This window comes from Mesorhizobium sp. M7A.F.Ca.US.002.01.1.1, from assembly GCF_004022955.1.
GTDB classification, from domain to species: Bacteria; Pseudomonadota; Alphaproteobacteria; order Rhizobiales; family Rhizobiaceae; genus Mesorhizobium; species Mesorhizobium ciceri.
In genome coordinates this window covers 1-8936 of sequence record NZ_RZQE01000231.1, presented here as the reverse complement: position 1 = coordinate 8936, position 8936 = coordinate 1, and the positions used below count along the sequence as shown (strand labels likewise).

Sequence of the window (8936 nt, the reverse complement as noted above, 5' to 3'; positions counted from 1 at the left end):
GTAGAATAGTCCAAACTGATTCTTGATAACTTCTCGTTTCTGAAAAGAAAATTTATTGTAAAATCCTTACCATTAATATTTCTTGGACGCTTGGAAAAATACGCGACGCCGTCGCCAGATGAGTCAGACTTGAATACGTCGATTTTGTCCTTAAGTTGGTCTGCGTTTATCCCGAAAGGAAACTCTGCAAATCCGTTGAGGTCGTTTGCGCGCGCGTTCATCTGCAGGAACGGTAGCAAGGCACATGCGACGGCTGCGATTTCCCACCTAGCAAGCATTTTATCCTTCCTAGCAGCCATCTAGCGCTCGAATAGAGGATATCAGGTTCTTGCCGTTTCTCCGGGTTGTCTCGACTACTGACCGTCCTACGCACGTTTGCGATTTGCGCTCGAAGGTATAGCGAGCAAGAAAGCGGCCTCTAGTTTGTGGTTCAAGGCTAACGAGCTGCAACGGCTTCGCGAGGTTGCTGTAGAACGCACTTATGGCCGAAGCAGAAAGCGGCCCACGATTGCGCTTTTCCGGAATGACATATTGGGCGGCTTGATCCCCATTGCCGTCTGCAAGAGCGTAGTAGAATGCCCTGACGGTTGTGGCGGCGGTTCCGTACTCGTCTGTGATGTCCGCGGTGGGAGAGATCTCGAGTGCGCTCGCCAAAAGAGGCGCATGATGGTGGCCCGTGATCGCCGCTGCCTGACCAGCCAGTCGGACCTGGACGTCCTTCCCCACGAGGGATCGCAGCAACGCCTCTGTGGCGGTTGCCGCGAAGAGCTGGACCGTCGAGACCGGCTCGGCTTCGTTCGCAAACTCGTCACCGGTCAGGCAAATTGGTGAGGTAAGACGGAGTATGTACGCTGGCTCAGGCTCGTCTCCCGCTGTCACATCTTCGAAATTGGGTGAACCCGGGAATATCCGGTAGATGAGTTGGCCAGACAGATGCTCCGGCTGTCCTTTGGATATGTCGAAGCATTGGCTTGCCTCCAGCCGCGTCGACAGGATGGGCAACGCGAACACAATCGCGATTAGGGATCCGATCCGTTTGCTTATTGACTTCATACCTTGGCCTTTCGCCACCCAGCCCACCACGCCTCCCATTCGGAGCAGAACCATCTCTCGCCTCGAGCCGAATTAATGCGTGTCGCCGAGTAATATTCTTGGCCGGGCACGTGATAGATATGCTCGCCGCGCTCATTGATGTTCCCCTTGATCTCGCAGCCGACTTTGCGCACGGTGACTGAGGTCGTTGACGAACCGGGGTAATGAACGTTTGGAAGGGAGTGTTGGGTGTCTGTCGCGACATAAGCGAGGGACACCGTGCCAAGCAGCGCCAGAAAAATAGGGAGGCGAGCGCGCAGAAGCGAACGCCGCCACGCCCGTCGCCGATTAAAACTTGGCTGAACAGACTTGCCCACAGCCATCTCCCCGAGGGGAGAATGCGTCCGTCAGAAGCGAAAGTCTATAAGTGCAGGTCGCCGCGGTGGCTACGCCTTAGCTTTGCGCTTCGCAGGTGCCTTCTTTGGCTCGGTTTTGGTGAGCGTCGCCTTGCGGCCGAGGCCAATGGATTTCGCGAGGACGGACCGTTGAGCCGCGTAGCTCGCCGCCACCATAGGATAGTCTTTCGCGAGGCCCCACTTGGCTCTGTAATCATCGGGCGTCATGCCCAGCAAACCAAGGTGGCGCTTCATAGACTTGAACTTGCGTCCGTCCTCTAGGCTGACGATGTAATCGGGAAACACAGACTTCTTTGGATTGACTGCCGGAACAAGCTCGCGCGGCGGCGCCTCCACCGGCTGACCCAATCCCGATAAGGCAGAATTGACGCTGGCGATCAATTCGGGAAGAGCCGCCGCCGGAATCGCGTTCTTCTGGACATATGCCGCCACTATGTCGGCAGTAAGCTGCAATAACTGGACCTGCTGTGCTTCAGGGTCATTCTGCATATTCATGTTTTCCCATTTGATTTGGCCCTGTCTCTATTGAGGAAATGCACAACGCGCAACAGTCCGCACATCATGAAGGACTCTCTATGCAAAGAAACTTTCTCACATTCTAAGCGGGGGTACCTCGCGTGACCTAGATAGCGACCTTTCGGCCCGCAATGGCGCGAGCGAGCAGCCATTTGCAACCCGCTTTGTACGTTTCCGGCTCTTGATTTTGTAAGGAAGTGCGCCTGAGAATGAGTGGTTGCGTTCTGTCTCTCTGGGAGGATGGGATGGATATTCAAACACCTGTTTGGCCTGCACAGCGCACGGCCAAGGAACTGGTTCGCGAGGTCCTGAAGGACTCTCAACCGGGCGACGTTATCTCCGTGAAAGCGATCATTATAGCCATGCGCGAGCTTGGCCCCTGTTTGATGGAAACCGACTGCCAGTTGGTGGCGATGGTTGTCGATTGTGCCACACAATGGGGGCTGTTCATTGCGTTCGACGTGCGCGAACCCTGATGCCCTTTCGTTGGTTCAACCCGCCTGTCTACGTCAAGACCGACCGACAGGGGGTCCGGCTTGGGATCAGCCGTATCGATACTGCCGCCGAAGAACTACTGAAATGGTCCAACCGTGGTCCCAAATGGCGACTGGCGGAGGCCTGCCTGACGGCGATGGATGGCAAGATGCCGACCGAGAACTTCCGTCTACTCTTCGAGGATGCGGCTGAGGAGGAGGACATGCTGCTGCCCAATTAGCAATGTCTGTGCGTCGAGGAATCCCTCTACAACGTTCCGGAGTTCATGGGCCGGACCTAGGTCCCACCCCCAACGCAATGGTCTGGGCGTGGCTTCCGACAGGAACTGTCGCGGACGATAGCTGTTGGTGCGTAGGCGCAGCCAAGTCCCTTCCTGCGTCGCTTAGGGTTCGCTCGTCGGTTCGCATTGGCAGGCGAACCCTAACCTCAAGAGGGATGACGCGTTCTGCGTGGGATGGACGTATGACTATCCAATCTTCGGCCACGGTCACGAGGCTTATCTCGACCGCGGTTTGCCAAATGGATCGAGACTCCCCAAAAGCCACTATCAATGCCCATACCTAAAGAGTTGGAGGATGCGGAGCTTGTTTTCGACTGTCCCAAATGCTCCCATCCTATCGTAAGGCGAGGGTCATGGTTCAAGGTAATATCCATGTTTCGCTGCGAGACGTGCGATGCTAAGATTCGTCTCGGCTACCCAGACAAACTAGTGTTGTTCGAACGGCATCGCCATTTGATAAAAATCCCGCCAGCGGATGCATCGGCTGTTTGAATGAGACCGTAGCTCGGCGGACCTACTCTGGGATACCGGCGTCGAAGTGAGCGATGGCTTCGACGAAGATGCGGTAAAGGCTATCCACATCCTCATCCAGCTCTATCCTCTTGATGCCTACTGCTTTGGCGTCGGCCAAGAGCTTGTGGGTGAGTTCTCCGATTGAGACCGCATCGGGAGGCGCTGTCTCTGGGATGTCGTTAGCAATCCATTTGTGCAGAAAGTTGATGCCGCGTGTGCTCATCTAAAGATCCACCAGCTGCCAAGAGCACAGAACGCAAGCACAACGACTGCGGCCGAGATCAAAATTCCCTTCCGGTTCTCCCACTTTGGTGCAGGGCCGGGTACCAGCTTCTCGGCATGATCGCTCATATTGAGACAAGCAACGCCGGGAGATTAGGTTCCGCTAATTTGACGCGTTCGGCGAACGGCAGGGCGCCGGAGAGATAAGCTGGACAAGCAAGCCGCAGCTAGTCGGCTTTGTGCCTATCGCTTAACCTTTGTTATTGCGGTGGTGCTGCCCTGCGGTATTTACGCTGCGCCGCTGCGTCCTATGATCGGTCACCGAGAGCTTCCGAAAATTGAGCACGTGAAGGAATGGACCCTATTTTGGGTGATGCCGATGCTCGTCATTGTCCACCTTTCGAGTGTCGCGAACGCCGCAGATCAACAGGATGGATTTGGCCGTGAAAGGAAGCGGACCGAGTATTTCGTTGTTCGATTTTGACATACTCCCGGGCTCTTACGTCAGCCGTCCGGGATAGCCCGGACTCCGATTGGAAGGTCCAGGCGCGCGAGCTCGTGCGCCTATACACCGGCAAAAAGTCAGCCGACGAAAATTTGATCGCGGCATTGCTTCATGCCAGTCGCGCCCAGTTGGACTTGGAGGCATCCAAGGCCGGTCGGCTCGGCAAGATTGATTGAATACCCTCCACCTGCTCGACGTGCTCTATCACCGGATTTTAGATGGCGTTTCTAGTGCATAACTAGATGCAGTGCGGCGGATTTGACCTCGGACATCTGAGTCACGCGATAACGCCGTTCTCAGCTGAAAACACACTCACCACCAGTGGGTGCTGCATGGAACAGTTTCGGCAAATCAAAGTTCGGCTCCGAACGGAGACGGACATGGCGGTGACACAAAGTTCCGACGACTATCGAATGCCAGAAAAGAAGCCGTTTGGCCGCGCGGGGGAGATGTCGCGCGAGCAGGCGGGAGAAGTAGTCAGATCGCGTCGCAGGTACAAAATGGCGAGACGGGCACGGGAGTCGAAGCGAGGCTCGGCCATGCCTCGCATCGTTGCGGTCAGAAGCCAAGAATAGGCCGTTGCCGCTCCCGCTGGTCAGGCTAACGGTAGACGGGTGACACGCGAAAGGCCGGGCGTCAGAATGTCGGTTTAGTACAAACCCGAGCTTGGTACGTTTCCAACTCTGACATTCCTTCCAGGTCTTTTGTAATCACGGTGGCGGGGGCTCGCCGTGCATCGATTCGCATTCTCCTATGATTGTCGCGCCAAGAGGCGTAGCGTCACAATATCGTCTGCACGTTTTTACGGGCGCGGACGGCAAGGAGATTGGAAAGCTCTTGCCCCAAGTGGGATTGAGCCATGACCAATCCAAAGAACAATTCCTATAAAAACGGATTGCTGTGTCGGCTCAACTCCGATGACCTAGCGCTTCTGCAGCCACACCTTGAGCCATGTGCCCTCAATTTGAGAATGAATCTGGAGCAAGCCGCTTCGGAGATCACTACGGTGTACTTCCTGGAGGACGGCATCGGTTCTGTTGTTGCGAGGACCTTGGGGAAGGAAGCCGAGGTTGCGCTCATCGGTTTTGAGGGGATGACTGGTGCGGCGCTCGTGGTGGGGGCTGACTATGCCGCGCATGAATGTTTTGTCCAACTGCCCGGCAATGCTTTCCGGATCGGAGCTGAGCCATTCAAGGCGGCACTCGCGAACAGCCTGACGCTGCGACTCTTCCTCTTGCGCTTTGTCCAGTACCTCCACATCCAGACCAGCTATACGGCGCTGATCAACGCGCGCGCAAACCTTGAAGAGCGTTTGGCGCGATGGCTTCTGATGTGTGATGATCGGGTGCAAGGTAACCGCCTTGCGATCACCCATGAGTTTCTCGCCGTCATGCTCGGAGCAAGACGCCCAGGAGTTACCGTTGGGCTTCAGGTGCTGGAAGGACGCGGGCTCATCTATTCCCGACGTGGCGAAGTGCATATCCGGGACCGGAGCGGCCTTGTGGCATCTGCAAATGGCTCCTACGGGCCGCCGGAGGCAGACTACGTGCGGCTGCTTGGAGAAACGTCCGCCCGTCTCCACACCTGACTTTAGCCTGTTTGGGAGAACCAACGGGTTGCCATTAGAGGTCACGGGAATCTGACGTCCATCGACCACATTCAAGAGGTCCGTCGCCCGCATATGTGAAGATCTTCGGCCGGTGCGCTGCGGCGGAAGAGGGACCCAGTAACAAGCGTACAAAGATGCCTGAAGCGAGTTTTTACCGAAACAATTCAGCCTCGAAAAGATTTCGTGAGGGATGAAACAGGGGCTTCAACATGCCGCGCTATTTTTTCGACTTTCATAACGATGGTGAAGAATCGACGGACGACGAAGGATCGGAGTGGGAAAGCCAACAAGACGCCATAGATGAGGCGGTTAGAGCCCTTGTCGAAATCACAAAGGAATTGCTGCCCGGCACCCTGCAAAAGGAACTCGCTCTCCGAGTTTTCGATGATGCCCGTCGTCCGGTCGCGACGGCTACGATCAGATTCGAAGTGACGACCTGAATGGAGGAAGCGGGACTGACGACGGGCCGAGCGGCGACCTATCTGGTGGCCAAACTTGCTACAGAATGGCGCGACGAGCACGATCCCTCACTGAAGTGCGCACGGTTGCGGGCGCTAGGCCAAGTAGGTTTCCTCGGTGAAGAGGACCGTCTTAAATTCCGTAGCTCAGCGCAAGCCATAGCGCGGGGACAAAGATCAGGCAGATCGCCATCCCAATTACCAATGCGATGGCCTTGCGCTCGGTCCGCCTGACAAGGTCAGCAATGGCTTCATCATCGTCTGCCGAGTAGATGCCGTCGAGAGCCGAAAGGAATACAGGAGCGGCATCATCGTTTTCATTTGCAGGGCGGTTTGCCGTCACCGGCATCGGATCTCATCAACGCTTCTTGCTCCCACTATTCAAGACCGAAAAGCTGGAACTGGTCGGCGGCCCGGCGGTAACGCATCCGGTCCATACAGGTTGCACCGTAAGACCTCAGTCGGAGCGCTCCGCGACCTTAGCCCCACGGAGGAACGCAACGCGACGGGCAAGCCAACGCGGTCAGTAAGCCCAGCAATCGGCTTCGGTTATGTTCTTGAATTGCTGCCCTTCAGCGTCTGCAAAGGTCAGTCTGCTGTTCGCTACGTCGTAAATCGCGAACCTTCTGCGACCGTTCAATGCGCCTTCAATGAATATTTTTTGCATTGCATGAAATTGCATATTCTCGGCATCACTGAGGCCGGTTGAGACGCCCGTTGTTCCTGCGAGATAGTCGGCCACCGAAATCATTGAGAAGGTGATTTCTTCACCGCTCCGGAGGACATCGAAAGCATTGACCTCTCGTCCTTCGATCACGAAATTGCCAGTGGACGTGAGTGCGACCCGCACAACGCTCTCGGGGTCTTCAGTTCCCATGTTCACTACACCAAGGACTACTGTGCCTTTTGCTGAGCACGTCATTTCTGAAATCCGCGTCTCCGAGGAACTTTGATCGGCGAAATTCTGGAGGCTAGGCGAATCTGAAGACGGCAATCCCGGCGAAGTTTGTTGTGTCTGTCCCGTTTCGATGGCGTCGATCTTCTCGCGTATGGCGCTGTCCAATTCTCTCCATTCGCTTGAGGAGAAAGCCTCGCCGGACTCGTTGCGAATTTCGATGAGCCGCTCTTTCAGCTTTTGCACAGCGGCGTTTGATGAAGGATCGGCCGGAAGAGCTCGAGTGCGTTGAATTAATTCGACCAGTTCCTGCTTGTACCCCTTCGCCTGTTCTTGTCTGGCCTGCAATTTTCCCGCGAACTGTTCGAGAGCCCGCGCATCTGCACCGGCAGCTGATTGGCCACACATAGACGCCTGTGACGTAAGAACTTGGACCCAGCTCGGGTCCAGTTTAGAAATGGGCGTCCCCTGATATATACCGGAGCTGTTAGCATCGATCATATCCCTGCATACGTCGGCAAAAGCGCGGGGTGTTAGGAGCAGCGCGATCCCGACACACATAACGGCGCGTGGAAAAGTGTTTGTCATTTCGCGGCCTCACCAGATGTCTTGACCCGGCCTGCACGAGCGCTTCTCCATGCGAAGAAGGCCATGGCGGCGAGGATCAAGTCGGCGAAGGCCCAAATCTTCATGTCGGTGAATGCGCTGGCTGCGATGAAAGCGAACAGGCTGCCGACGACGAAAATGATCGCCGAGACTAGCGGCAGGCCGAAGGCAAAGGCGCCGCCGACAAAGAACAGCAAGCCGACCAACAAGCCAACGGACCCAGCGCCCGCTAGATCATGATTGGCCGCAATGCTTCCGCCCGTCGCCACCGCGCAGGACTGCAGCATCGAAATCAAGCCAAGCAGAATTCCGATAGTTCCAACTGCGATTTTCATTTCACTCCCCCAAGCAAGCACATGAATCGTGCAATCCCCCGAAATTGGAAATAGGGGACTGTTGGTCCGTCGATTGTCAAGCCGTTTGTATTGCCTTCTTGCACACGATGAACGTGCGCAAGATCATTGGTTGGAATCTCCGCAAGCTGCGTGTCGAACGCGGGCTGTCGCAAGAGCGGCTGGCGCTGGCGGCTGAGATCGATCGTTCGTATGTCGGTCGCGTCGAACGCGGTTCTGAAAACGTAACGACCGATACGCTCGAAGCTTTGGCGAAGGCACTTGCCGTCCCGGCCGCGGCTCTTCTGACCGAACCTCCGAAGGGGGCTCATGAGCCGCCGCCGCTTTCGTCGGGAAGAAAACCAAAGGCAGGTTAGGCGAGCGGGGAACTGCGCCCCTGTGCCCTGTGCAGGGGAGAACATCAGTACTCCTCCGGCAGCATGACGGTCATGACGCGAATGGTTACTGCGGGGTCAGAGGCGTCAGGCGAGAGGTTCGCCAGAGCGCGGTCATAGTAGTCTATCTTGAAAAATAGCTGCCGATCGCCGACGTGCAGAAGAGCGCAATCGTGTTGGCCCCATGGATCGTTGTCCTCGTCGAAAGCGTCGAAGTTGGCGATGGCCAGCAGGATGGCGCCGATCTCTTGGGCAGGCAGTGCGGCGACACCGGCGGTCAGCACCATGCGCCCGCCAGCGCCGGTCTGGCGCAATTGGTCGTTTAGAGTCCGAATACGCGCGGTTCGATCAGCCGCCGATAGCCGACCGACGCGCTCTGTTGAGCATGTCATGGGTGGTTCCTTCGAAGATGTGTGATCTGAGGGGGTGACGGGCCAGGACGAACCCGGCCCGTTGCAAGGCCGTTTATTTCTTCGCCATCTGCCGGGGGTGGATTAGGCCGAGCTGATAGTAGCTGCGGTCTAACTGCGGGGCATCCGGATAGTCCCTGAACTTCAGCGTGAAAATGCCCTTGGCCTTCGCCTTCATGATCCGGGCTTCGAAATATCCCTCGTCGGGACCCTCTGACGCCAGCACCATGTCGCCGACGGCCAGCTTCGCCC

The 8936-nt window shown here is 56.4% G+C and carries 14 protein-coding genes and 1 pseudogene; 5 read left to right on the top strand and 10 right to left on the bottom strand.

Annotated elements, in window-relative coordinates:
* The 4 genes from EN932_RS38430 to EN932_RS21175 all read right to left on the bottom strand — a co-directional run.
* Positions 1-299: hypothetical protein (locus tag EN932_RS38430; RefSeq protein ID WP_206618951.1), on the bottom strand; the 299-nt coding region annotated here is incomplete at its 3' end.
* On the bottom strand, positions 289-1107 hold the full coding sequence (locus tag EN932_RS21185) for a hypothetical protein (protein WP_164890557.1): 819 nt from the start codon (positions 1105-1107) through the stop codon (positions 289-291). The genes EN932_RS38430 and EN932_RS21185, both read right to left, overlap by 11 nt.
* Positions 1050-1334, bottom strand: a complete 285-nt coding sequence (locus tag EN932_RS38990) for a hypothetical protein (RefSeq protein ID WP_245483308.1) — start codon at positions 1332-1334, stop codon at positions 1050-1052. The genes EN932_RS21185 and EN932_RS38990 overlap by 58 nt, the downstream gene beginning before the upstream one ends.
* 144 nt (positions 1335-1478) lie before the next feature.
* Entirely contained in the window at positions 1479-1937 is a 459-nt protein-coding gene (locus tag EN932_RS21175; protein WP_128369047.1) for a MucR family transcriptional regulator, read from the bottom strand.
* Between the two features lie 272 nt (positions 1938-2209).
* Here EN932_RS21175 and EN932_RS21170 point away from each other — a divergent pair, with 272 nt between their 5' ends.
* Both EN932_RS21170 and EN932_RS21165 read left to right on the top strand, forming a co-directional pair.
* Positions 2210-2440 (top strand): hypothetical protein, encoded by a 231-nt coding sequence (locus EN932_RS21170; protein ID WP_128369043.1) that lies wholly within the window; start codon positions 2210-2212, stop codon positions 2438-2440.
* Positions 2440-2679 carry a DUF982 domain-containing protein gene (locus tag EN932_RS21165; RefSeq protein WP_128369042.1) on the top strand — a complete coding sequence of 80 codons (240 nt, stop codon included), beginning with the start codon at positions 2440-2442 and terminating at the stop codon, positions 2677-2679. Before EN932_RS21170 ends, EN932_RS21165 begins: the two co-directional genes overlap by 1 nt.
* 574 nt (positions 2680-3253) lie before the next feature.
* Here the strand turns inward: EN932_RS21165 and EN932_RS21155 are convergent.
* Entirely contained in the window at positions 3254-3475 is a 222-nt protein-coding gene (locus tag EN932_RS21155; RefSeq protein ID WP_013525056.1) for a DUF768 domain-containing protein, read from the bottom strand.
* Between the two features lie 1363 nt (positions 3476-4838).
* On the opposite strand from EN932_RS21155, the gene EN932_RS21145 reads away from it, so the two are divergent.
* Complete coding sequence (locus EN932_RS21145; RefSeq protein ID WP_128369040.1) at positions 4839-5567, top strand: Crp/Fnr family transcriptional regulator; 729 nt, start codon at positions 4839-4841, stop codon at positions 5565-5567.
* A gap of 230 nt (positions 5568-5797) precedes the next feature.
* On the top strand, positions 5798-6028 hold the full coding sequence (locus tag EN932_RS21140; protein WP_128369039.1) for a hypothetical protein: 231 nt from the start codon (positions 5798-5800) through the stop codon (positions 6026-6028).
* A 151-nt stretch (positions 6029-6179) separates the two neighbouring features.
* Here EN932_RS21140 and EN932_RS21135 read toward each other — a convergent pair whose 3' ends face one another.
* From EN932_RS21135 to EN932_RS21125, 3 genes are all read right to left on the bottom strand, one after another.
* Positions 6180-6395: a hypothetical protein gene (locus EN932_RS21135; protein WP_128369038.1), complete on the bottom strand. Its 216-nt coding sequence runs from the start codon at positions 6393-6395 to the stop codon at positions 6180-6182.
* 174 nt (positions 6396-6569) lie between these two features.
* Positions 6570-7529, bottom strand: a complete 960-nt coding sequence (locus EN932_RS21130) for a hypothetical protein (RefSeq protein WP_128369037.1) — start codon at positions 7527-7529, stop codon at positions 6570-6572.
* Positions 7526-7834 carry a hypothetical protein gene (locus EN932_RS21125; RefSeq protein ID WP_245483307.1) on the bottom strand — a complete coding sequence of 103 codons (309 nt, stop codon included), beginning with the start codon at positions 7832-7834 and terminating at the stop codon, positions 7526-7528. The genes EN932_RS21130 and EN932_RS21125 overlap by 4 nt, the downstream gene beginning before the upstream one ends.
* Positions 7835-7989: 155 nt before the next feature.
* On the opposite strand from EN932_RS21125, the gene EN932_RS21120 reads away from it, so the two are divergent.
* Positions 7990-8256 carry a helix-turn-helix transcriptional regulator gene (locus EN932_RS21120; protein WP_127808036.1) on the top strand — a complete coding sequence of 89 codons (267 nt, stop codon included), beginning with the start codon at positions 7990-7992 and terminating at the stop codon, positions 8254-8256.
* 44 nt (positions 8257-8300) lie between these two features.
* Here the strand turns inward: EN932_RS21120 and EN932_RS21115 are convergent, their stop codons facing one another.
* Together EN932_RS21115 and EN932_RS38025 are read right to left on the bottom strand one after the other, a co-directional pair.
* Complete coding sequence (locus tag EN932_RS21115) at positions 8301-8561, bottom strand: DUF3768 domain-containing protein (RefSeq protein WP_245483306.1); 261 nt, start codon at positions 8559-8561, stop codon at positions 8301-8303.
* A gap of 178 nt (positions 8562-8739) precedes the next feature.
* Positions 8740-8936: pseudogene (locus EN932_RS38025) on the bottom strand (hypothetical protein); the annotation flags it as partial.

Coding starts and splice junctions, on each gene's coding strand:
- EN932_RS21135 (WP_128369038.1), bottom strand. CDS start 6,395: ATGCCGGTGACGGCAAACCGCCCTGCAAATGAAAACGATGATGCCGCT.
- EN932_RS21125 (WP_245483307.1), bottom strand. CDS start 7,834: ATGCTGCAGTCCTGCGCGGTGGCGACGGGCGGAAGCATTGCGGCCAAT.
- EN932_RS21140 (WP_128369039.1), top strand. CDS start 5,798: ATGCCGCGCTATTTTTTCGACTTTCATAACGATGGTGAAGAATCGACG.
- EN932_RS21120 (WP_127808036.1), top strand. CDS start 7,990: ATGAACGTGCGCAAGATCATTGGTTGGAATCTCCGCAAGCTGCGTGTC.
- EN932_RS21130 (WP_128369037.1), bottom strand. CDS start 7,529: ATGACAAACACTTTTCCACGCGCCGTTATGTGTGTCGGGATCGCGCTG.
- EN932_RS21115 (WP_245483306.1), bottom strand. CDS start 8,561: ATGGTGCTGACCGCCGGTGTCGCCGCACTGCCTGCCCAAGAGATCGGC.
- EN932_RS21170 (WP_128369043.1), top strand. CDS start 2,210: ATGGATATTCAAACACCTGTTTGGCCTGCACAGCGCACGGCCAAGGAA.
- EN932_RS21155 (WP_013525056.1), bottom strand. CDS start 3,475: ATGAGCACACGCGGCATCAACTTTCTGCACAAATGGATTGCTAACGAC.
- EN932_RS21165 (WP_128369042.1), top strand. CDS start 2,440: ATGCCCTTTCGTTGGTTCAACCCGCCTGTCTACGTCAAGACCGACCGA.
- EN932_RS21145 (WP_128369040.1), top strand. CDS start 4,839: ATGACCAATCCAAAGAACAATTCCTATAAAAACGGATTGCTGTGTCGG.
- EN932_RS21185 (WP_164890557.1), bottom strand. CDS start 1,107: ATGGTTCTGCTCCGAATGGGAGGCGTGGTGGGCTGGGTGGCGAAAGGC.
- EN932_RS21175 (WP_128369047.1), bottom strand. CDS start 1,937: ATGCAGAATGACCCTGAAGCACAGCAGGTCCAGTTATTGCAGCTTACT.